At 69.0% G+C, this 21,033-nt stretch carries 19 protein-coding genes; 9 read left to right on the top strand and 10 right to left on the bottom strand.

Features of this window, described 5'->3' with window-relative positions:
* Nucleotides 1-59: 59 nt before the first annotated feature.
* Genes HD599_RS12315 through HD599_RS12305 form a run of 3 tightly spaced genes read left to right on the top strand, consistent with a single transcriptional unit; the run spans nt 60 to nt 3,240 of the window.
* Nucleotides 60-878 carry an SDR family NAD(P)-dependent oxidoreductase gene (locus HD599_RS12315; protein ID WP_184237989.1) on the top strand — a complete coding sequence of 273 codons (819 nt, stop codon included), beginning with the start codon at nt 60-62 and terminating at the stop codon, nt 876-878.
* Nucleotides 875-1,582 carry a lysophospholipid acyltransferase family protein gene (locus HD599_RS12310; protein WP_184237987.1) on the top strand — a complete coding sequence of 236 codons (708 nt, stop codon included), beginning with the start codon at nt 875-877 and terminating at the stop codon, nt 1,580-1,582. Before HD599_RS12315 ends, HD599_RS12310 begins: the two co-directional genes overlap by 4 nt.
* Nucleotides 1,579-3,240 (top strand): FAD-binding oxidoreductase, encoded by a 1,662-nt coding sequence (locus HD599_RS12305; RefSeq protein WP_184237985.1) that lies wholly within the window; start codon nt 1,579-1,581, stop codon nt 3,238-3,240. Before HD599_RS12310 ends, HD599_RS12305 begins: the two co-directional genes overlap by 4 nt.
* Nucleotides 3,241-3,301: 61 nt before the next feature.
* Here HD599_RS12305 and HD599_RS12300 read toward each other — a convergent pair whose 3' ends face one another.
* Nucleotides 3,302-3,883, bottom strand: coding sequence for a TetR family transcriptional regulator (locus HD599_RS12300; protein ID WP_184237983.1), 582 nt, complete (start codon nt 3,881-3,883; stop codon nt 3,302-3,304).
* 92 nt (nt 3,884-3,975) lie between these two features.
* On the opposite strand from HD599_RS12300, the gene HD599_RS12295 reads away from it, so the two are divergent.
* Nucleotides 3,976-4,611: a LysE family translocator gene (locus tag HD599_RS12295; RefSeq protein ID WP_184237981.1), complete on the top strand. Its 636-nt coding sequence runs from the start codon at nt 3,976-3,978 to the stop codon at nt 4,609-4,611.
* Nucleotides 4,612-4,734: 123 nt separating this feature from the next.
* Here the strand turns inward: HD599_RS12295 and HD599_RS12290 are convergent, their stop codons facing one another.
* Entirely contained in the window at nt 4,735-6,264 is a 1,530-nt protein-coding gene (locus HD599_RS12290) for an amino acid permease (RefSeq protein ID WP_184237980.1), read from the bottom strand.
* A 203-nt stretch (nt 6,265-6,467) separates the two neighbouring features.
* On the opposite strand from HD599_RS12290, the gene HD599_RS12285 reads away from it, so the two are divergent.
* The 5 genes from HD599_RS12285 to HD599_RS12265 all read left to right on the top strand — a co-directional run bounded on the left by HD599_RS12285 (nt 6,468) and on the right by HD599_RS12265 (nt 11,624).
* Nucleotides 6,468-7,847 carry a glutamine synthetase family protein gene (locus HD599_RS12285; protein WP_184237978.1) on the top strand — a complete coding sequence of 460 codons (1,380 nt, stop codon included), beginning with the start codon at nt 6,468-6,470 and terminating at the stop codon, nt 7,845-7,847.
* Nucleotides 7,834-8,574: a gamma-glutamyl-gamma-aminobutyrate hydrolase family protein gene (locus HD599_RS12280; protein WP_184237976.1), complete on the top strand. Its 741-nt coding sequence runs from the start codon at nt 7,834-7,836 to the stop codon at nt 8,572-8,574. The genes HD599_RS12285 and HD599_RS12280 overlap by 14 nt, the downstream gene beginning before the upstream one ends.
* Complete coding sequence (locus tag HD599_RS12275) at nt 8,571-9,965, top strand: aldehyde dehydrogenase family protein (protein ID WP_184237974.1); 1,395 nt, start codon at nt 8,571-8,573, stop codon at nt 9,963-9,965. Before HD599_RS12280 ends, HD599_RS12275 begins: the two co-directional genes overlap by 4 nt.
* Before the next feature lie 86 nt (nt 9,966-10,051).
* Nucleotides 10,052-10,840, top strand: a complete 789-nt coding sequence (locus HD599_RS12270) for a 3-oxoacyl-ACP reductase (protein ID WP_184237972.1) — start codon at nt 10,052-10,054, stop codon at nt 10,838-10,840.
* Nucleotides 10,841-10,850: 10 nt separating this feature from the next.
* Nucleotides 10,851-11,624, top strand: coding sequence for a FadR/GntR family transcriptional regulator (locus tag HD599_RS12265; protein ID WP_184237970.1), 774 nt, complete (start codon nt 10,851-10,853; stop codon nt 11,622-11,624).
* 70 nt (nt 11,625-11,694) lie between these two features.
* On the opposite strand, the gene HD599_RS12260 is transcribed toward HD599_RS12265, so the two are convergent.
* From HD599_RS12260 to HD599_RS12225, 8 genes are all read right to left on the bottom strand, one after another.
* Entirely contained in the window at nt 11,695-14,724 is a 3,030-nt protein-coding gene (locus HD599_RS12260; protein WP_184237968.1) for an alpha-mannosidase, read from the bottom strand.
* A gap of 64 nt (nt 14,725-14,788) precedes the next feature.
* Entirely contained in the window at nt 14,789-15,637 is an 849-nt protein-coding gene (locus HD599_RS12255; protein ID WP_246376197.1) for a carbohydrate ABC transporter permease, read from the bottom strand.
* Nucleotide 15,638: 1 nt separating this feature from the next.
* Nucleotides 15,639-16,586: a carbohydrate ABC transporter permease gene (locus HD599_RS12250; protein WP_184237966.1), complete on the bottom strand. Its 948-nt coding sequence runs from the start codon at nt 16,584-16,586 to the stop codon at nt 15,639-15,641.
* Nucleotides 16,586-17,941: an extracellular solute-binding protein gene (locus tag HD599_RS12245; RefSeq protein WP_184237964.1), complete on the bottom strand. Its 1,356-nt coding sequence runs from the start codon at nt 17,939-17,941 to the stop codon at nt 16,586-16,588. Before HD599_RS12245 ends, HD599_RS12250 begins: the two co-directional genes overlap by 1 nt.
* Nucleotides 17,942-18,116: 175 nt before the next feature.
* The gene (locus HD599_RS12240; protein WP_343062045.1) at nt 18,117-19,337 is read right to left on the bottom strand and encodes an ROK family transcriptional regulator; all 1,221 of its coding nucleotides are present in this window, start codon (nt 19,335-19,337) and stop codon (nt 18,117-18,119) included.
* Between the two features lie 31 nt (nt 19,338-19,368).
* The gene (locus HD599_RS12235; RefSeq protein ID WP_184237956.1) at nt 19,369-19,824 is read right to left on the bottom strand and encodes a hypothetical protein; all 456 of its coding nucleotides are present in this window, start codon (nt 19,822-19,824) and stop codon (nt 19,369-19,371) included.
* A gap of 4 nt (nt 19,825-19,828) precedes the next feature.
* Entirely contained in the window at nt 19,829-20,020 is a 192-nt protein-coding gene (locus tag HD599_RS12230) for a hypothetical protein (RefSeq protein WP_184237954.1), read from the bottom strand.
* Nucleotides 20,021-20,117: 97 nt separating this feature from the next.
* On the bottom strand, nt 20,118-20,999 hold the full coding sequence (locus tag HD599_RS12225) for a sugar phosphate isomerase/epimerase family protein (protein ID WP_184237952.1): 882 nt from the start codon (nt 20,997-20,999) through the stop codon (nt 20,118-20,120).
* Between the last annotated feature and the right edge of the window lie 34 nt (nt 21,000-21,033).

Below are 21,033 nucleotides of genomic sequence, written 5' to 3'. Positions count from 1 at the left end.
CTTGGTGTGCTGAAGTCTATTCGATGATCGCTACGGGTCGCGTAGCGTATCCTGTCCGAATGGCAACTGCTCTCGTCACGGGTGGAACGTCGGGCATCGGAGCGGCATTTGCCCGGGCGCTGGCACACCGTGGATACGATCTCGTGCTTGTCGCGAGGAACCCCGAACGCCTCGAATCGACGGCCGCGGAACTGCGTGCGACCGGTGTCACCGTCGACACCCTGCCGGCCGATCTGTCGGACCGGGCCGATGTCGCCCGGGTCGCCGAACGCATCTCGGACACGCGTCATCCCATCGACCTTCTCGTCAACAACGCCGGCTTCGGCGTGCACGCGCGGCTGACCGACGAGGACACCACCGAGCTCGACCTCGCCCTCGAGGTGATGTGCCGCACGGTCATGGTGCTCGGCGGGGCCGCCGGCCGCACCATGCGCGCCAGGGGATCGGGCGCCATCATCAACGTCTCCAGCACGGCGGGGCTGCTCGCGATGGGCGGCTACTCGGCGACCAAGGCGTGGGTGACGACCTACAGCGAGAGTCTCGCCGTCGAACTGCGCGGCACCGGCGTGCGCGTGACCGCGCTCTGCCCGGGGTGGGTCCGCACCGAATTCCACACGCGGGCCGGCATCTCCACCTCGTCGATCCCGGCTGCGCTCTGGATCGACGTCGACCGCACGGTCGCGACCGCTCTGCGGGCCTCCGACCGGGGCAAGGTCATCACGATCCCGTCGAAACGCTTCACGGTTCTCATGTGGTTTGTGCGCCATCTGCCGCGTTCTGCGGTCCGGTCCATCTCGGGTGCCATATCGTCGAGTAGAAGAAAACCCGCCGCGGAGTCCTCCGCGACCGCACCCAGTGAGGTTGGCTCCACGGAATGAAGGCAACGCATCTGCGACGGTTCACGTCGCCGGGCCATGCTGCCGCGCGGTTCGTCGCGCAACGCATGATCCTCCGCCCGATCGTGTGGCGCCTCGCGACGGTGACCGTGCACGGCACCGAGAACGTGAAGGGCCTCGAACGGCCCTTCATCGTCGTCGCGAACCACTCGAGCCATCTGGATGCGCCCCTCGTCACCGGCGCCCTGCCCCGGGCGAGCGCCCGGTACCTGGCCGCCGCCGCGGCCGCCGACTATTTCTTCGACGTCGCGTGGCGCCGCTCGCTCACCGCCCTCTTCTTCAACGCTTTCCCGGTCGACCGCACCGGCGGCGGCTCCCGCTCCGGCCTCGCCAAAGAGCTGGTCTCGCGCGGCGTGCCGCTGCTGATCTTCCCGCAGGGCGGCCGGGGCAAAACCGAGGAGATCGGGCAGTTCAAGGCCGGCGCCGCCGTGCTCTCGATCACCAGCGGCGCGCCCGTCGTTCCGATCGCCCTCGTCGGCGCGTCCACCGCGATGCCCCGGGGCCGCAATTGGCCCGTGCCCGGCCGTAAGCCCGTGACCGTGGTGATCGGCGCGCCGATGCACGCCGCCAGCGGCGAGACCGGCACCGAATTCTCTGCCAGAATCCAACGCGAAGTGACCGATATGCACCGCGCGTACTCACCCGATCCCGACGCTTCCGCGCCAGACACGAAAGTTGAACAATGACCGACGTCAAGCACATGAAGTGGTGGGGCTGGGGAGTCGAAGGCGTGGCCTTCAACCCCGACAACAAGCCCGCGTTCGCCCCGTTCGTCAAGAAGGCCGTCGGCCTCGACCTGTCGGTGCCCGCCGTGCCCGCCGTCGCGTTCGGCGACCTCACGCTGCCGTCCAGCACGATCGACGCCGCCTTCCTCGCGACTCTCGCCGGCATCGTCGGCGAGGCGAACACGATCACCGACGACGAAGCACGCCTCGTGCACACCTACGGCAAGAGCATCCGCGACCTGCTGCGCATCCGCGCCAGCGACCTGCCCCGCATGCCCGACGTGGTCGTCTACCCGGCCGACGAGGCGCAGGTCGCCGCGGTCGTGACCGCCGCGGTCGCCGCGAACGCCGTCATCATCCCCTTCGGCGGCGGCAGCAATATCTCGGGCAGCCTCGAGCCGCACCCGGGCGAGGCCCGCGTCGTGATCTCCCTCGACCTCGGCCTGCTCAACAAGGTCACCTTGATCGACGAGGGCTCCGGCCTCGCCAGCATCCAGGCCGGCGCGCAGGGCCCGTTCATCGAAGAGCAGCTGAACGCCCGCGGCTGGACCATGGGGCACTTCCCCGACAGCTTCACCCACTCCACCCTCGGCGGCTGGGTCGCGACCCGCTCGTCGGGCATGCAGTCCGACAAGTACGGCGACATCGCCGACATCGCCCGCGGCATCCGCATGGTGCGTCCGGCCGGCATCGTCGACATCCGTCCCGTGCCCTCCGCGTCCACCGGTCCGAGCGTGCGCGAGATGATCCTCGGCAGCGAGGGACGCCTCGGCGTCATCACCGAGGTCACCGTGCAGGTGCACCGCACGCCCGAGGTGCGCGAGATCAACGGCTACCTATTCCCGTCGTGGGAGGCCGGCATCGCGGCGATGCACGACATCGCCGAGAGCGACGCGAAGCCCACCGTCACCCGCGTCTCCGACGCCCGGGAGAGCGGCTTCTCGTTCGCGACCGGCAAGGCCAAGGAGGGCTTCGACCCGCAGAAGGTGCTGATGGCGTACCTCAAGCGCCGCGGCTGGGATCTCGAGGGCATCAACCTCTCGTTCATCGGCTTCGAGGGCAGCCCGTCGCACGTCGCCTACGAGAAGAAGATCGTCAAGCGCATCGTCAAGAAGCACGGCGGCCTCGCGGTCGGCAAGGGCCCCGGCGTGCTCTACGACCAGAAGAAGTTCGACACCCCGTACCTGCGCGACTTCCTCCTCGACCGGGGAGCTGCCGCCGACGTGTCCGAGACCGCGGCACCGTGGTCGCGCCTCAACGAGATCCACGACGCCGTGTACGCGGCGGCGAACGACGCCTACGAGCAGATCGGCACGCCCGGCTGGATCATGAGCCACCTGTCGCACTCGTACCACTCGGGCGCGTGCCTTTACTTCACGTTCGCGTTCGTGCACGGCGGCGAGATCGCCATCGAGCAGTACGACGTGGTCAAGCGCGCCATCCAGCAGGCATTCGTCGACCACGGCGGAACGATCTCGCACCACCACGGTGTGGGTCGCGAACACGCCCCCTGGCTCGAGCAGGACATCTCGACCGAGGGTGTCGCCCTGATGGCCGGCCTGTTCGCCAGCGCCGACCCGAAGAAGAACTTCAACCCGGACAAGGTCATCACCTACTGATCAAGTCCTGTCGCTGAGCCTGTCGAAGCGTCACTTCGACAGGCTCAGCGACCGTACATACTCACTCGCCGTCGGCCGCGAACCCGGGCCAGAGCAGGCCGAGCACCGAGTCGGCCCACTCGTCCGACGGTTCGCCGCCGCGGATGAGCTGGCCCATCAGCGCGCCCAGCAGCACCGTGGCGGCGAGCCCGATGTCGAGGTCGGGGCGCAGGTCGCCGCTCGCGACCCGCTCGTGCAGGAACCGGGTGAGCAGTCGCGATCGCGACTTGATCATCGCGCGCATCATGTCGTTCGACTCGGGGTATTCGTTGAGAATGATGGATGCCGCGGCACCCCGCCCCACCATGCTCTCGGTCACCCCGGCAGCATCACGCAGCAGCCACTTGAAGGTCTCGTAGGTGCCGAGGTCCGTCGGGATCTCGACCTCTGTCGACGACGACGCGATCGCCGCGCGCAGCAGCTGGTCGCGGTCGTCATAGCGGCGGTAGATGGTGGTCTTGGCGATTCCGGCTCGCGCCGCGACCGCCTCGATGTTCACCGCGGCGGGTCCGCGCTTGCGCAGGATGTCGAGCGCCACGCTGAGGATGCGGGCGTCGATGGCGTGACCGCGCACCGCTTTGGCCTGCTGCTCGAGCTCTGACACTGGCATCCGTTCGTGGCGGGAAACGCTGGTCGTTAATCGTACCCGCATCGCTACGCCCGGCGTAGCGATATTTCCGGGTTTAGCATTTCCCTATGGTTCCCACAGCAAACCTCGTCGCGTTCGCCCTCGCCGCGCTGCTGCTCGTGGTGATTCCCGGGCCGAGCGTGCTGTTCGTCATCGGGCGCGCGCTCGAGATCGGGCGGGTCGGCGCGCTGCTGAGCGTGGTGGGCAACGCGGCCGGAATGCTCGGCCAGGTCGTGGCGATCGCCCTCGGCCTCGGGGCGATCCTCGAGCGGTCCATCGTGGCGTTCACCGTGGTGAAACTGGCCGGCGCGGCCTTCCTGGTCTACCTCGGCGTGCAGGCGATCCGGCACCGTCACCGCCGCGCAGCGTCGGCGGGGCGGGCGGCGCCCCGGGGCGCCATCCGGTCTCTGGCCGAAGGGGCCGTCGTCGGCGTGACGAACCCGAAGTCGGTCGTGTTCTTTATCGCCGTCCTGCCGCAGTTCGTCGACCGGGCGAGCGGGAGTGTGCCGCTGCAGCTGATCGAGCTCGGAGTTCTGTTCGCGCTGCTGGCGCTCGTGTTCGACAGCCTGTGGGCGCTCGGCGCCGGATTCGCCCGCGACTGGTTCGGGCGCTCGCCCCGCCGGCTCTCCCGCCTCGGCGCCACGGGCGGCGTCGCGATGATCGGCCTCGGCGTGGGCCTCGCGGCCACGGGCAGCAAGCAGTAGCCGGCGCGGGCCGGGCAATCGCCCGTTCCTGCCATCGCCCCCACAGAAAGGGAGCGCGGCACCAGCCTCCGGCCCGAACCAGAGGGTGGCGCCGCGCTCCGCGGCCGGACGAATCTGTGAGTTCTATTTCTTGTCGAAGACTTCCGACTCCATGGCGTCGTAGCCCTCGGCCTGCGGGTCGCCGTGCAGGCCGCCGCTGAGCGCGTACTCCTCCTCGGGCGAGAGCACGAGGCGGTGGCGGCCGTAGATCGCGAAGCCGATCAGGATGAGTACGTAGACCACGACGATCGCGACGATCGCCGGGAGGTACGCGGGGTTGAAGAGGAACCCGACGAAGACGAGCAGCGAGATGACCGCGGCCGAGTAGGCGCCGAACAGACCCCACGGGCTGCGGTACGGGCGGGCGGCGTTCGGGAACTTCGCCCGCAGGATGATGAACGACAGCATCTGCAGGAAGTAGGCGACGACCGCGCCCCAGACCGCGATGTTCAGCACGATGGCGCCGGCGACGCTCGAGGCGCCGCCCAGGATGTCGACCACGACGAGGGCGACGAAGCCGAGGGCCGCGCCGACGAGCAGGGCGACGTAGGGCGTCTGGCGCTTGCCCGTGAGGGAGAAGACCTTGGGGTAGTAGCCGGCGCGGGAGAGCGAGTACATGTTGCGGCCGTAGGCGAACATGATGCCTTGCAGAGAGGCGAGCAGGCCGACGAGCGCGAGCAGTGCCAGCACCGCGGCGGCCTCGTCGCCGACGATCGCGCGGAAGCCGTCGAGCAGCGGTTCGGCCGAGACGCCCATGGCCTCGGCGCCGATCACGCCCGTGTTGAGCACCAGGACGAGCAGACCGGTGACGATGAGCGTGCCGCGGGCCCAGAGGCCGGCACGCGGGATGTCGCGAGCGGGGTTGTGCGATTCCTCGGCGGCCAGAGGCAGTTCCTCGATGCCGAGGAAGAACCACATGGCGAACGGCAGCGCGAAGAGGATCGGGAAGACGCCGTGCGGCAGGAAGGCGGTCTGGCCCTCGTCGGGCACCATGTCGAACAGGCTGTCGAAGTCGAAGACGCCCGAGAACACCGCCATCGCGGAGAAGACCAGCAGGATGCCGATGGAGATGATCGAGACGACGATCGCGAACTTGAACGAGATGTTGGCGCCCGCGGTGTTCAGTGCGATGAAGACCGCGTAGAGGACGACCCACCAGATCCACATGCTGCTCGAGAGGTCGAAGTTCAGCAGCTCGGCGGTGATCGAGTTGGCGTACTGGGCCGAGAAGAAGACGACGACCGCGGTGGTGGCTACGTACTCGATCGTCTCGGCGAGACCGGTGACGAGTCCGCCCCACGGCCCCATCGCCGACCGGGCGAACGAGTAGGCGCCGCCCGTGTGCGGCATGGCCGACGACATCTCGCCGATGGAGAAGGTGAGTCCGTAGTACATCACCACGAGGATGATGAAGGCGATCACCATGCCTCCGAAGCCGGCGGAGGCGATGCCGAAGTTCCAGCCGGAGAAGTCCCCGGAGATCACGGCGGCGACCGCGAGGCCCCACAGCCCCCAGACACCCGCGGAGCGCTTGAGGCTCCGCTTCTCGAAGTAGCCGTCGACGGCCTTCGTGTACGTGACGCCGGAAACGCTCTTGCCCGACTTCTCAGCCATGCAGTCCTCCAGAAAGAACACTCGGGTTGCAGGGCAGAGTGCCGCCCCGCGTAGTAGTGGAGAGCTTGTCGCCTATTGGTGGCCTCTGTCTACCTTTGGATGTAAACAGCACGTTACGAAAAACCGCGAGAGCTTCACTTCGCTGTGGTGTAATGGTCGGAAAGCGACACCCACCGTGCATCCCACCGACCAGAACGGCTGCCATGACAACGCTTGCCACCACCCCCGTTTCGGGAAATCTGACCATCGCCGAGCTCACCGACCTCGTCGCCACGCGCGAGATCGACACGGTCATCGTGGGGTTCACCGACATGCAGGGCCGCCTGGTCGGCAAGCGCACCTCGGCGCGGCTGTTCCTCGAGGAGTACGCCGAGCACGGCGCCGAGTGCTGCAACTACCTGCTCGCGGTCGACGTGGAGATGAACACCGTCGACGGGTACAAGATCTCTTCCTGGTCCACCGGCTACGGCGACATGGCGATGATGCCCGACCTGAACACCCTGCGCGTGGTGCCGTGGCTGACCGCGACCGCGCTCGTGATGGCCGACCTGACCTGGCTCGACGAGAAGCCGGTCGTCCAGTCGCCGCGCGAGATCCTCAAGGCGCAGATCGCCCGCCTCGCCGAGCACGGCCTCGTGCCGTACTCCGCGACCGAGCTCGAGTTCATCGTGTTCGACGACACCTACCGTTCGGCGTTCGCCAAGGGCTACACGGGGCTGACCCCCGCGTCGGACTACAACATCGACTACGCGATCCTCGCCTCGACCCGCATGGAACCGCTTCTCCGCGACATCCGCAACGGCATGGACGGTGCCGGCATGTACTGCGAGGGCGTCAAGGGCGAGTGCAACTTCGGCCAGCAGGAGATCGGCTTCCGCTACGCGCACGCCCTCGCCACGTGCGACAACCACTCGATCTATAAGAACGGCGCGAAAGAGATCGCCGACCAGCACGGCAAGTCGCTCACCTTCATGGCGAAGTACAACGAGCGCGAGGGGAACAGCTGCCACATCCACCTCAGCGTGCGTGCCGAGGACGGCACCCCGGTCATGGCGGGCGACGGCCCGCACGGCTTCTCGAAGCTCATGGAGCACTGGCTCGCCGGCCTCGTCGCGACGACCCGCGAGCTCAGCCTGTTCTTCGCCCCCAACATCAACTCGTACAAGCGCTACGTCGAGGGCAGCTTCGCGCCCACGGCGGTGGCGTGGGGCCTCGACAACCGCACCTGCGCGCTGCGTGTCGTGGGCCACGGGCAGGGACTCCGGGTCGAGAACCGGGTGCCGGGCGGCGACGTCAACCAGTACCTCGCCACCGCGGCGCTGATCGCCGGCGGCATCTACGGCATCGAGAACGAGCTCGAGCTCGAGCCGATGCTCGAGGGCAACGCTTACGGGTCGGACGCGCCCCGGGTGCCGAGCTCCCTGCGCGACGCGGCCGAGCTGTTCGGCGCTTCCGAGATCGCGAAGGCGGCGTTCGGCGAGGCCGTGGTCGAGCACTACCTGAACAACGCCCGTATCGAACAGGCCGCGTACGACGCCGCCGTCACCGACTGGGAGAGGGTGCGCGGTTTTGAGCGGTTCTAAGCCACTGATCGGCCTCACCACCTACCTCGAGCAGGCGCAGACCGGGGTCTGGGACGTGCAGGCCGCCTTCCTGCCGAAGGTCTACTTCGAGGCGGTGACGAAGGCGGGCGGCATCGCGGTGCTGCTGCCTCCGCAGCCCGTCGACGTCGGTATCGCCGACCGGGTCCTCGACGGCCTCGACGGTCTCATCATCACCGGGGGCAAGGATGTCGATCCCGCGAGGTACGGCCAGGAAGCACACGTCACCACCGACGAACCGCGGCCCGACCGCGACGCCTGGGAAGACGCGCTGCTCACCGGCGCGATCGAGAGGGGACTTCCTTTTCTCGGCATCTGCCGCGGAATGCAGCTGCTCAACGTCGCCCTCGGCGGCACCCTGCACCAGCACCTGCCCGACGTGATCGGGTCGACCCGCTACAACGCGGGCTACGGCAAGTTCACCGAGAACGCGGTCGAGGTGCACGCCGGCACGCAGGTCGGCGACCTGCTCGACGACGCCGAGGCGCTCTCCGTGCACTCGTACCACCACCAGGCGGTCGACGCGCTCGGCGAGGGCCTGTCGGTCAGCGCCCGGTCCGACGACGGCACGATCCAGGCCGTCGAGGTCGAGGGCGTGCCGTTCGGCGTCGCCGTGCAGTGGCACCCCGAGCAGAACCCCGACGACCTGCGGCTGTTCGCGGGGCTGGTCGACGCGGCAACGCACTATCGCGCAGGGAGCATCGCATGAACGGGATTCCGACAAGCTCAATCCGCGAGGGCGGCTCGATCCACCTCGTCAACCCCGCCGACGAGACCGTCATCCGCGAGCTCGCCCACTCGACGCTGGCCGAGGTGGATGACGCGATCCTTCACGCCGTCTCGGCGCAGAAGGCCTGGGCGGCACTGCCCCCGGCCGAGCGCGCCGCCGGGCTGCGCCGCTTCGCCGCGGCCGTCGCCGGCGCGGTCGAGGAGCTCGCGCTGCTCGAGGTCATGAACTCCGGCCACCCGATCGCGCAGGCCCGCTGGGAGGCCGGCCACGTGCGCGACGTGCTCACCTACTACTCCGCCGCCCCGGAGCGGATGATCGGCAAGACGATCCCGGTCGACGGCGGCATCGACGTCACCTTCCTCGAACCGCTCGGCGTGGTCGGCGTGATCGTGCCGTGGAACTTCCCGATGACGATCGCGGCCTGGGGGTTCGCCCCCGCGCTCGCCGCGGGCAACGCCGTCGTGCTCAAGCCGGCCGAGTGGACGCCGCTCACCGCGATCCGCCTCGCCGAGCTCGCCCTCGAGGCGGGGCTGCCCGAGGGCCTGTTCCAGACCCTGCCGGGGCGTGGCGACGTGGTCGGAGAGCGCTTCGTCACCAACGAGAACGTGCGCAAGGTCGTCTTCACCGGGTCGACCGCGACCGGCAAGAAGGTCATGGCCGGATGCGCCCACCAGGTCAAGGCGGTCACCCTCGAGCTCGGCGGCAAGAGCGCCAACGTGGTCTTCGCCGACTCCGACCTCGAGAAGGCCGCCGCGACGGCACCGTACGCGGTCTTCGAGAACGCGGGCCAGGACTGCTGCGCCCGCAGCCGCATCCTGGTCGAGCGCAGCGTCTTCGACCGGTTTATGGAGCTGCTCGAACCGGCCGTGAAGGGTGTCACGGTCGGCGACCTCTACGACGAGTCGACCGAGATGGGCCCGCTCGTCGCGAAGGCCCACTTCGACAAGGTCGCCTCGTACGTGCCCGACGACAGCCAGGTCGCGTTCCGCGGCAGCGCTCCGGCGGGTCCCGGGTTCTGGTTCCCGCCCACCGTGCTGCTGCCCGGCTCGCGCACCGACCGCGTCGTCACCGACGAGATCTTCGGGCCGGTCGTCTCCGTGCTGCCGTTCGACGACGAGTCCGACGCGATCGCCCTCGCCAACGACAGCGTCTACGGCCTGAGCGGTTCGATCTGGACGCGCGACATCGGGCGGGCACTGCGCGTCTCCCGCGGCATCGAGAGCGGCAACCTGTCGGTGAACTCGCACTCGTCGGTGCGGTACTCCACGCCGTTCGGCGGGTTCAAGCAGAGCGGCCTCGGCCGTGAGCTGGGGCCGGACGCGGCATCCGCCTTCACCGAGACCAAGAACGTCTTCATCAGTACCGACTGACCGAACCACGGTCCCTGAGCTTGCCGAAGGGCCCCGTACCACCCCGAGCGCTTCGACAGGCTCAGCGACCGAATCCAAGGAGCACCATGGCAATCACCAAGATCGACCTCACCCAGCGCCTCGCTGGCAAGGTCGCCGTCATCACCGGGGGAGCGAGCGGAATCGGTCTCGCCACCGCCCGGCGGTTCGCCGCGGAGGGCGCCACCGTGGTGATCGGCGACTTCAATTCCGAGACCGGCGAGGCCGCGGCATCCGAGGTCGGCGGTCTCTTCGTGCAGGTCGACGTGACCGACCAGGCCCAGGTGGACAACCTGTTCGACACCGCCGCGGCCACCTACGGCTCCGTCGACATCGCCTTCAACAACGCCGGCATCTCGCCGCCCGACGACGACTCGATCGAGACGACCGAGCTGCCGGCCTGGGAGCGCGTGCAGGACGTCAACCTGAAGAGCGTCTACCTCTGCTCGCGCGCAGCCCTGCGCCACATGGTCGCGCAGCAGCGCGGGTCGATCATCAACACCGCGTCGTTCGTGGCGGTCATGGGGTCGGCGACCAGCCAGATCTCGTACACGGCGTCGAAGGGCGGCGTGCTCGCGATGACCAAGGAACTCGGCGTCCAGTTCGCGCGCCAGGGCATCCGCGTCAACGCGCTCTGCCCCGGCCCGGTCAACACGCCCCTGCTGCAGGAGCTGTTCGCGAAAGACCAGGAGCGCGCCCAGCGCCGCCTCGTGCACATCCCCGTCGGCCGCTTCGCCGAGGCCGAGGAACTCGCCGCCGCGGTCGCCTTCCTCGCCAGCGACGACGCGAGCTTCATCACCGCGTCGACCTTCCTCGTCGACGGCGGCATCAGCTCGGCCTACGTCACACCGCTGTAGGGTCGAAAGAATGGATGCCGCGGGCTCGACTGCCGACACCCCCGAGGTGTCGGCCCCCGTCGGGGACCCCGCGGGCCAGAGCCTCGCCGACGAGATCGTCTTCCGCCCGGTGCGCAGCGGCAACGCGTTCGAAGACACGGTGGCGCGGCTGTTGCAGGCCGTGCGCCTCGGCATCGTCGAACCGGGCGGCGCGCTGCCGCCCGAGCGCGACCTCGCGGTGCGCTTCTCGGTGAGCCGCGATACGGTGCGCGACGCGATCCGCTCGCTGTCGGAGGCCGGATACCTGATCGCCCGGCGAGGCCGCTACGGCGGCACGTTCGTGAGCGAGCGCCTTCCCGTCGAGCCGCTCACCGGGGGTTCGCCGCCGAGCGAGGCGGAACTCGACGACGTGCTCGGACTGCGCGAGATCCTCGAGATCGGGGCGGCGCGGGCGGCAGCGGGACGCAGCCTCTCCGCCGACGACCGGGACGGGCTCTGGCAGAGCCTGACCGAGACGGCCGCGGCCTCCGTCGACGACTACCGCCGGCTGGATTCGCGCCTGCACCTCACCATCGGCCAGTTGGTCGGGTCGCCGTCGCTCGTCTCGCTGATGGCCGACAACCGCACGCGCGTCAACGAGCTGCTCGACCGCATCCCGTTGCTGCCGCTCAACATCGCGCACTCGAACGAGCAGCACGAGGCGATCGTGGCCGCGATCCTCACCGGCAACCGCGCGCGGGCCGCCGAGGCGATGAGCGAACACCTCGACGGCTCCGCGGTGCTGTTGCGCGGGTTCTTGGGCTGAGCGCGGATAGAGCCGGTCGCAACCCCGACTGCAGTGAGGATCTCGACAGGCTCAATCCGCCTGAACGGCCTTACTCAACCACCGGCGTCAGCCGCAGCGTCACGATCTGGAACGGGCGCAGCGCGAGCCGCGCCACCCCTCCCTCCGCCGAGACGAGAGCCGCGGCATCCGTCTCTCGCTCGAGCAGGTCGGTCTGCACGACCGAGCCGACGGGGAATCCGGCGGTGACAGTCGCCCGCGCCTGCGCCCCGCGCGCCTCGTACAGCCGCACGATCACGTCGCCCGAGCGGTCCTCGGCGAGCTTGACCGCCTCGACCACGACCGCGGGGTTGTCGACGACGAGTACGGGCTCGACCGGACGCGCACCCGAGAACGGGCGCGGCGGCACGTTCAGCCGGTAGCCGTCGGCGACCGCGTCGAGCAGGTCGGAGCCGACCCGCACCGCGGTGCGCAGCGTGTGCGACCCCTGGTCGGCGTGCGGGTCGGGGAAGGTCGGCGCGCGCAGCAGCGACTCGCGCACGAGCGTCGTGGTGCCGCCGCCGGCGCGCGTGGTGCGGGTGATGTCGTGGCCGTAGGTCGAGTCGTTCGACACGGCGACCCCGTACCCGGGCTCGCCCACGTGCACCCAGCGGTGCGCGCTCGTCTCGAACCGGGCGGTGTCCCACGAGGTATTGCTGTGGGTCGGCCGGTTGATGTGCCCGAACTGGATCTCGCTCGACGCGCGCTCGGCGTGCACGTCGAGGGGGAACGCCAGCTTGAGCAGCTTCTCCCGCTCGTGCCAGTCGATCGTCGTGGTGATGTCGAGCGTCGGCGAGTCGGCGCCCAACGCGAACCGCTGCACGAAGGTCGACGCGCCGCGCGTGCGCGTGACCTCGAGCCATACCCCGCCGTCGTCCCGCCCCGACTCGACCGAGTCGACCTGGGTGATCGCGCTGCCGTGCCGCTGGTAGTGCACGTCGATGTCCCACGCGTCCCACTGCGCGGGGGTGTCGCGGTAGATCCAGAGCTGCCCGGCCCGCTCGCCGGGGGCGACGAGTTCGCGGTCGGCCACGAGGTCGACGAGCGATTCGATCAGCCCGTCGCCGTCGAAGCGCACCCGCACAAAACGGTTCTGCAGCGTGAGTCCGTCGGCGTGCGTCTCGAGAGACAGGCCGCTGTCGTCGACGGATGCCGCGGCCGACGCCCCGAGCGCCGCGACGCCGCGCCCGGCATACGGCCCCGCGTTGGCCAGCAGCGCGAGGTCCCCGGCGCCCGCGAGCGCCGCCAGCGCGGTCTCGACGAGCCCGGTGAGCACGCCGTTCAGCCGCGCGTAGTGCTCCTCGGCCACCTCGTACACCCACGCGATCGACGACCCGGGCAGGATGTCGTGGAACTGCAGCAGCAGTACCGTGTGCCAGGCCTCGTCCAGCTCGGCGTACGGGTAGGCGGCGCCGGTGCGCACGGTCGCGGCGGTCGACCACAGCTCGGCCTCGCGCAGCAGGTGCTCGCTGCGCCGGTTGCCGCGCTTGGTGCGGGCCTGCGACGTGTAGGTGCCGCGGTGGAACTCGAGGTAGAGCTCGCCCGACCAGACGGGAGGCTCGGGGTACGCGGCCTGCGCGCGCTCGAAGAAGTCGGTGGGGCTCATGATCTCCACCGTGGGCGACCCCTCGAGGCTGCGTGTCCGCTCGGCGGCCGCGACCATCTCGCGCGTCGGTCCGCCGCCGCCGTCGCCGTAGCCGAACGGTACGAGCGAGATGTTCGACTCGCCCTTCTCTCGGTAGTTGCGCTGGGCGCGGGCGAGGTCCTCGCCCGAGAGCGTCGAGTTGTAGGTGTCGACGGGCGGGAAATGGGTGAAGACACGCGTGCCGTCGATGCCCTCCCAGTCGAAGGTGTGGTGCGGCATGACGTTGGTCTCGTTCCACGACGGCTTCTGCGTGAGGAAGTAGTCCGAGCCCGCGGCGATCACGATCTGCGGCATCGCGGCCGAGTAGCCGAACGAGTCGGGCAACCACACCTCGGGCGGCTCGATGCCGAATTCGCGCAGGAAGAAACCTTTGCCCGCGACGAACTGGCGGGCCATCGCCTCGCCGCCCGGCAGATTGGTGTCGGACTCGACCCACATGCCGCCGACCGGGATGAACCGGCCCTCGCGCACGCGCTCGGAGATGCGTGCGTAGAGCGCCGGGTAGAACTCCTTCATCCAGGCGAACTGCTGCGCCGAAGAGCAGGCGAATAGGAAGTCGGGGTGCTCGTCCATCAGCGCGAGCACGTTCGAGAAGGTGCGGGCGCACTTGCGGATCGTCTCGCGCACCGGCCAGAGCCACGCCGAGTCGATGTGCGCGTGCCCGATCGCGGCGAGGTGGTGGGCGCTCGCGTGGGCGGGGGAGGAGAGCAGGGGCGCGAGCACGTCGCGCCCGGCCCGGGCGGTGCCGGCGATGTCTTCCGGGTCGAGGGTGTCGACGAGCCGCTCCAGGCCGCGCAGGATCTCCGCGCGCCGCGGCAGCTCCTCGCCGAGCTCGGGCCACAGGCCGTTGAGCGTCCAGACGTCCTGCACGAGCTCCCAGACCACGGTGTCGCGCAGGGCGAGGTCGGCCTGCGCGAACCAGTAGAGCGGGTCGTCGCCCGAGGTCGCGAGGTCGCCGAGCGGGGTCGGCGCGTAGACCGATTCGCCCTGGATGTCGGGGTTGGAGGCCGCCTCGACGTAGAGGTCGACCGCGTCGCCGGGCCGCAGGTCGAGCCCGACGTACGAGTTCATAGGCTCGATCGCCTTCACGATGTCGCCGGTCGCGCTGTAGACGAGGCCCTCCGACTGGAAGCCGGGGTGGCCGCGGTTGAAGCCGAAGTCGAGCAGCACCTCGATGCGCGCCTCGGTGAGATCCCAATCATCGGGCACGGTTCCGGTGAGGTGGAACCAGGTGGTGCCCCAGGGCCGGCTCCACGCTGAGCCCACCGCGAACGGGGCGTACTGCTGGCCGACCGCCTCGGCGAACGGGACGGGTTCTCCCGGCACGTCCCACGACGTGATGGTGAGGGCGAGCGTCTCGCGGTAGACCGCGGGCACGACGCGCTGGGACATAAACCGCTTGACGCGGAGGTCGAGAAGGGAAGCCTGGTCGGGCATGGAACACCTAATGCTTTCTGTGGTTCGAATGGTGGCGCGAGTCGGATGGGGGTAGTGGCGCGCATCACCCCTTGACGGCGCCGGCGAGGGCGAAGGATCCGCCGCCGAGCCTGGTGACCAGCACGTACAGGGCGAGGACGGGCACCGCGTAGAGCAGCGAGAACGCCGCCAGCTGCCCGTACGCGACGGCGCCGTACTGGCCGAAGAACGAGAAGATGCTCACGGCGGCCGGCTGCTTGTCGGGGCTGAGCAGCAGCACGAAGGGGATGAAGAAGTTGCCCCAGGTCTGGATGAACACGAAGATGAACACCACGCCGATGCCGGGCCGCATGAGCGGCACGACGATGGTGCGCAGGGTCGTCATCGCCGAGGCGCCGTCGGTCCAGGCGGCCTCCTCGAGCGACACCGGCACCGAGTCCATGAAGTTCTTCATCATCCAGATCGCCATCGGCAGCGAGGTGGCGGCGAGGAACAGGATCGTTCCGCCCACCGAGTCGATGAGGTTGAACGCGACGAACAGCGAGTAGACCGGCACCATCATCGCGGTGATCGGCAGACAGGTGCCGAACAGCACCCCGTACAGGAACGGCTTGTTCACCCGCATCTTGTACCTCGACAGCGGATAGGCCGCCAGCAGGGACGCGACGACGGTGAGGATGGCGCAGCCGCCCGACAACATCGTGCTGTTGAGCAGCGGGATGAGCGACCGCTCAGGGGTGAGGATCGCGGTGAAGTTGCCGAGGGTGAACGTCTCCGGCCACTTCACACTGAGGGTCGCGCTCGAGTCGACCGAGGCCAGGACGAGCCAGACCAACGGCAGCAGGAACACGATGCCGATGACGACGAGCACGCCGTTCGACAGCGCCTTCATCGCGCGCCGGTTGGGCGAGGCCATGCTGATGGGTGCGGTCATCTCAATCGACCTCCGGTCTGAGGGCGCGGATATAGGCGATCGAGAACAGTGCCCCGACGACCAGAAGGATGGTGGCGATCGCCGTGCCGAAGCCCAGCTCGCCGAACTTGAACGCCTCCTGGTAGGCGAGCAGCGGCAGGGTGGTGGAGTCCGTTCCCGGCCCGCCGCCCGTCATCACGAAGATGAGCGCGAACACCGACAGCGTCTGCAGTGTCGTCAACATGAGGTTCGTCGAGATGCTGCGGCGGATCATCGGCACGGTGATGAACGCGAACCGCTGCCACCCCTTCGCGCCGTCGACCTCGGCGGCCTCGCGGATCTCGGGCGGCACGTCGTTGAGGGCCGCCGTGTAGACCAGCATCGAGAACGCCGTGCCGCGCCAGACATTGGCGAGGATCACCGCGAACATCGGGAACGTGTACAGCCAGTTCGGTCCCTCGACGCCGAAGACTCCGAGCATCTCGTTGAGGGTGCCGCCGTCGTGGAAGAACGCGTACGCCGCGAACGACGCCACGATCTCGGGCAGCACCCACGCGGTCACCACGATGGTGCTCACCAGGGTGCGCACGACCTTGTTGGCCGACTGCATGAGCACGGCGAGGCCGAGGCCGACGCCGTTCTGCCCGATGATGGCGGACGCGACGAGAAAGACGATCGTGAGCAGCACCGACTTCGGGAAGTCCGGGTCGCCGAAGAGGTCGAAGTAGTTCTTCAGCCCGACGAACTCGGCATTGGCCGCGGTGGCCCCCGTGATCGACGCGTTGGTGAGCGAGCCGTACAGCGACGAGATCACCGGGCCGAACAGGAACACCGCGAGCAGCAGCACGGCCGGCAGCAGCGGCGCGCTGTGGGCGAGCGCCAGAAGGCGCTTGCGCTTCTTCTCGCCGGGACGGCGACCGGGGGTCTCGGGCCCCCCGGTCGCGGTCGCCGGTGTGAGAACCGCGGTCATCAGTCGGAGGTCTCGGTCGTGTTGTCCTCGCCGACGATGCCGGTGATGGCCTCGTCGTAGGCCTTCGCCGCCTCTTCCGGTGTCTGCTGCCCGGTCATCACGGCTTCCATCGCCACCGTGATCTCGTTGGAGATCTTGGCGTAGTCGCTCGTGGCCGGGCGGAAGTGGGTGTCGGCGACCAGCGAGGAGAAGAACTCGAACGTGGGGTTCGACTCGACGTATTCGGGCGACGTCCCCACGTCGGTGCGCACGGCGATCTGGCTCGCCGCGACGTCGTAGCTAAGCGAGTTGTCCTTGTCGAGAGCCGTCGCGATGAAGTCCCACGCGGCATCCGGGTTCTCGGTCTTCGCGCCCATGGCGAGGGTCCAGCCGCCGGACATGCTGGTGCGTCCCGCGCCTCCGCCGTCCTGGGTGGGCATGGCGGCGACGCCCATGACGTCGTTCCACTCGGGCCACGGCGTCGTGCCGGTGTCGAGCCAGGTTCCGCTCACCCACGAGCCGTCGAGGCTCATCGCGAGCTTGCCCTGCGGGATCCACTCGCTGTTGATCGTGGTCCCGACGTTCTTGTCGAGGGCCTGCTGCGGTGTGGGGCCGAGGTCGCCCTGGTAGATGTCGGTGATGAACTGCAGCGAGTCGACGAAGCCCTGCGACCCGGTGACCCATTTCTTCTCGTCGCTGTTGTAGAGGGTGTCTCCGGTGCCGGAGAGCAGCATCTGGAAGCCCTGCATCGACGCGCCCTCGCTCTGGCCCTTGCCGGAGTAGATGTTGAACGGGATCGTGTCGGGGTTCTGCGCCTTGACCGCCTCGGCGGCGTCGATGATGTCGGCCCACGACTCGGGCTCCCACGGCACGGTGACGCCGGCGTCGGCGAGCAGCTGCTTGTTGTACCAGATGGCCCGGGTGTCGGTGCCCATCGGGATGCCGTAGATCTTGCCGTCGTCGCCGGCTCCGGCTTCGCGCGCGTTCTCGGGGAACTGCTCCCAGTCCTCCCAGTCGGCGATGTAGTCGTCGAGCGGGATGATGTAGCCGGCCTCGGCGTCGGACTTCACCTTGAAGGTGTCTTCGTACATCACGTCGGGGGCGGTGGCCGCGGACTGGTTCATCAGCGCGAGCTTGGTGAAGTAGTCGGCCTCGAGAGCCTCGATGGGGACGAGTTCGACGGTCATGCCCTCGTGCTCCGCCTCGAACTGCTCCTTCACGGCCTTCATGTGGTCGTCCATCTGGGTGAAATTGCCGAACTTCGAGTAGGCCACCTTGATGGTGTTGCTGTCGCCACCGCTGTCCCCGCCGGAACATCCCGATAAGACGAGTGCTGTGGCCGCGACCGCGGCTGTGATTCCGATATAGCGCTTCATGGTGCTCCTTTGCTCCACGACCCTCTACGGCAGCGTGCATCGTCGCGCGCGGCCTTCGGTCCTGCCCTATATGTAAATCGATTGGACTAACCGTGTCAAGAGCTCTGCAAGCAGGGAGGGTCGAGCTTTCGAAACCCTGCACGGGGATTTCGACAGGCTCAATCCGCTGGAGCGCTCACTCCGAGATCAGCAGCGCCGACGGCCGCGGCGACAGGAAGTGGTCGAGCACGAGGCACCCGGCCCCGATCGCCGCCACGTCCTCGCCGATCGCCGAGTCCGACACCTCGATCGGGTGCGGCGAGATGAGGGCGGGGTCGGCGTTCACCAGCTCGGCGATGGTCGGCAGCACGCGGGCCGAGACGCGTTGCCAGAACGGCCCGCCGAAGATGACCCGGTCGACGTCGAGCAGGTTGGTTATCACGACGACGGCGGCCGCGATGTGCGCGGCGGTGCGGTCGAGAATGGCGATCGCCCCCGCCGAGCCGTCGGCCGCGACATCCGAAAACCGGGAAAAATCGTCGTCGACGGATGACGCGGGCGGTCCCTCGGCGATGATGCCGGTCTCCACCGCCTCGGCGACGAGCCGGTGCGGCACGACGAGCTCGCCGATGCACCCGCGCCGGCCGCAGCTGCAGAGCGGACCGGTGGGTGCCACGCGGATGTGGCCCATGTCGCCCGCGTTGTTGCTCGAGCCGCGCAGCACGTCGCGGTCGATCACGAGGCCCATGCCGATGCCGGTGCCGTAGTAGAAGAACGCGAAATTGTCGCGCTCGCCGCCGCCGCCCGTCCAGATCTCGGCGACGGCAGCCGCCGCGACGTCCTTCTCGAGCACGACGGGGAAGCCGGTGGCGTCGGCGAGGGCTTCGCGCAGCGGCACCCGCGTCCAGCCGTCGAGCAGCGGCGGGTCGAGCAGAATACCGAGGGCCGCGTCGACCGGGCCGGGGGCCGCGATGCCGACGCCGAGAACGCGGTCGTGGGGCACGACCGAGTCCTCGAGGATCGCGGCGATGCGCTCCGCCATCTCGCGGATGATCGAGTCGGGGGTGGCATTCGCCGGCAAGGGCGCGCGGTGGTCGGTGACCACGTCGCCGGCCAGGTCGAGCAGTACGTAGGTGATGACCGTGGGGTCGAGGTGCACGCCGATCGAGTACAGCCCGGTGGGCTCGAGCTGCAGCAGGGTGCGCGGTTTACCGGGGCCGACGTTGAGCTTGCCGGCCTCGAGCACGATGCCGCTGTCGATCAGGCGGCGCGACACGTTCGACACGGTCTGCGCCGAGAGGCCGGTGGCCCCGGCGATCTCGACGCGGCTCAGCCCCTGCGGGGCGCGACGGATCAGATCGAGGATGACGGCCTGGTTGAAGCCGCCCACCGCGAGCAAATTCGTCCCCCTGCGCACGGGTCGACCTCGGTGTCGCTGGCCGGTGCGGCTAGACGGCTGGCGGCGTCTTCGGCGCGCGCGGGGTGGTCTTGCGCGGTGCCTTGGGGGTGGCGGTGCCGGTCGTGATCGGCGGAGTCACGGGCGGCAGGGGCGTCGTCGGGGCGTCCGGCTCGATGGCGACCGGGTCGGCCACCGTCGGGGCGGTCGAGGTGCCGGCAGGCGTCGTCGTCGGCACGGCCGGGTCGGTGATCGTGTCGGCCGTATGGTCGGGCGTCTTCGCCGTCGGGGCGTCGGTCACGGGCGAGGCCGCGGTCTTGGTCGGGGCGAGCGATCCATTGCGTGCCACGTAGATCTGGGCGGCCTTGGTGCCGACCAGGAGGAAGCGCACGAGCAGGAAGATCAGCCCGACGGCGACCTCGAAGGCCAGCAGGGCGACGAGGCCGTAGACGATGGCGCCCACGACGTGGACGACGCCGAACAGGTCCGGTCCGAATGAATCGCGCATTGTCCTAGCCCTCCAGTTCGTTGGCCTCGTTGGCCTGTTCGATGACGGTACCGACCGCGATCGCGAGCGAGGCGCCCCAGCTGATCCACATGAGGATGAGCCGCCAGTCGCGCGGTCCCTTACGGGTGGTCTGTACGACTCCGAGCCCGCCGAAGATCGAGCTGATGATCGCACCGTTGAAGATGAACTTGCGCATGATCCTCCTATTTTCCTAGGGGCAACGCTACCGGGTGCGGGGTGTGTGGCAAGCCGCCCGCGATGATTCGCGGGCGGGCGCGGTCGCTGCTAGGGCGTCAGCTTGCCGCGCGACGCGGTGCCGGCCGGCCCAGCGGGATCGACCCGGTGCGCGGACCGCCCCCGCGGGGCGCGCTCGACCCGCCCGCGCTGCGGCCGAGGTGTTCCCGCGCGAAGGCCACGGTCTCGCGCAGCGACTCGAGTCGGGCATGATCCGTCTTCGCATCGGTGATGTGGATCTCGGCGATCACCGCACCCGTCCAGCCCTGCCGGCCCAGGTGGTGCAGCACGTCGGCGACCGGTTCGTGGCCGTGGCCGGGCACCAGGTGTTCGTCCCAGATGCGGCTGGAATCGATCGCCCCGGTGCCGTCGCAGAGGTGTACGTGCCTGAGCCGCGAACCCATGGCGAGAGCGAGGTCGAGCGAGTCGCGGCCCGAGAGCGAAGCGTGCGAGAAATCGAGGGTCATCGCGTCGAAGTCGGCGCCCGAGGGGTCGAAACCGGGGGAGTAGCCCCTCACCCGCAGCGGTCCGACCTTCCACGGGAACATGTTCTCGACCGCGAGGCTCACCCCGTACTCGGCGGCGATCGCACGCACGGTCGGCACGAAGCGGCGGGCGTACTCGCCCTGCCAGAAGAACGGCGGGTGCACGACGACGGTCGACGCCCCGACCGCGCGGGCGAGGGCGGCCGAGCGCTCCAGCTTGGCGCGGGGCTTGCCGCCCCAGACGAGCTGGCTGCGCAGCAGCACCGGCGCGTGCACCGAGAGGATCGGGAGCGAGTACTCCCGGGAGAGGGACAGGAGCCCCGCGGCATCCTGAGTCTTCGGGTCGTTGGTGACCATGACCTCGATGCCGCCGAAGCCCGCCGATCTCGCCAACCGGAAGGCGTCGTCGACTCCGAGGGGGTAGACGCAGCTGGTGCTCATGCCGACGGTGATCATTTCCACACGCTATGCGGGGCGCGTGAACACCGAA

The sequence above is a fragment of the Conyzicola lurida genome (assembly GCF_014204935.1).
GTDB lineage: Bacteria > Actinomycetota > Actinomycetes > Actinomycetales > Microbacteriaceae > Conyzicola > Conyzicola lurida.
This window is presented reverse-complemented; position numbering and strand designations above follow the sequence as displayed.

What these genes read in the sequence shown, in the direction of transcription:
- HD599_RS12315 (WP_184237989.1), top strand. Translation starts at nt 60, where the DNA reads ATGGCAACTGCTCTCGTCACGGGTGGAACGTCGGGCATCGGAGCGGCA.
- HD599_RS12310 (WP_184237987.1), top strand. Translation starts at nt 875, where the DNA reads ATGAAGGCAACGCATCTGCGACGGTTCACGTCGCCGGGCCATGCTGCC.
- HD599_RS12305 (WP_184237985.1), top strand. Translation starts at nt 1,579, where the DNA reads ATGACCGACGTCAAGCACATGAAGTGGTGGGGCTGGGGAGTCGAAGGC.
- HD599_RS12295 (WP_184237981.1), top strand. Translation starts at nt 3,976, where the DNA reads ATGGTTCCCACAGCAAACCTCGTCGCGTTCGCCCTCGCCGCGCTGCTG.
- HD599_RS12290 (WP_184237980.1), bottom strand. Translation starts at nt 6,264, where the DNA reads ATGGCTGAGAAGTCGGGCAAGAGCGTTTCCGGCGTCACGTACACGAAG.
- HD599_RS12285 (WP_184237978.1), top strand. Translation starts at nt 6,468, where the DNA reads ATGACAACGCTTGCCACCACCCCCGTTTCGGGAAATCTGACCATCGCC.
- HD599_RS12275 (WP_184237974.1), top strand. Translation starts at nt 8,571, where the DNA reads ATGAACGGGATTCCGACAAGCTCAATCCGCGAGGGCGGCTCGATCCAC.
- HD599_RS12270 (WP_184237972.1), top strand. Translation starts at nt 10,052, where the DNA reads ATGGCAATCACCAAGATCGACCTCACCCAGCGCCTCGCTGGCAAGGTC.
- HD599_RS12265 (WP_184237970.1), top strand. Translation starts at nt 10,851, where the DNA reads ATGGATGCCGCGGGCTCGACTGCCGACACCCCCGAGGTGTCGGCCCCC.
- HD599_RS12260 (WP_184237968.1), bottom strand. Translation starts at nt 14,724, where the DNA reads ATGCCCGACCAGGCTTCCCTTCTCGACCTCCGCGTCAAGCGGTTTATG.
- HD599_RS12255 (WP_246376197.1), bottom strand. Translation starts at nt 15,637, where the DNA reads ATGACCGCACCCATCAGCATGGCCTCGCCCAACCGGCGCGCGATGAAG.
- HD599_RS12250 (WP_184237966.1), bottom strand. Translation starts at nt 16,586, where the DNA reads ATGACCGCGGTTCTCACACCGGCGACCGCGACCGGGGGGCCCGAGACC.
- HD599_RS12245 (WP_184237964.1), bottom strand. Translation starts at nt 17,941, where the DNA reads ATGAAGCGCTATATCGGAATCACAGCCGCGGTCGCGGCCACAGCACTC.
- HD599_RS12235 (WP_184237956.1), bottom strand. Translation starts at nt 19,824, where the DNA reads ATGCGCGATTCATTCGGACCGGACCTGTTCGGCGTCGTCCACGTCGTG.
- HD599_RS12230 (WP_184237954.1), bottom strand. Translation starts at nt 20,020, where the DNA reads ATGCGCAAGTTCATCTTCAACGGTGCGATCATCAGCTCGATCTTCGGC.
- HD599_RS12225 (WP_184237952.1), bottom strand. Translation starts at nt 20,999, where the DNA reads ATGATCACCGTCGGCATGAGCACCAGCTGCGTCTACCCCCTCGGAGTC.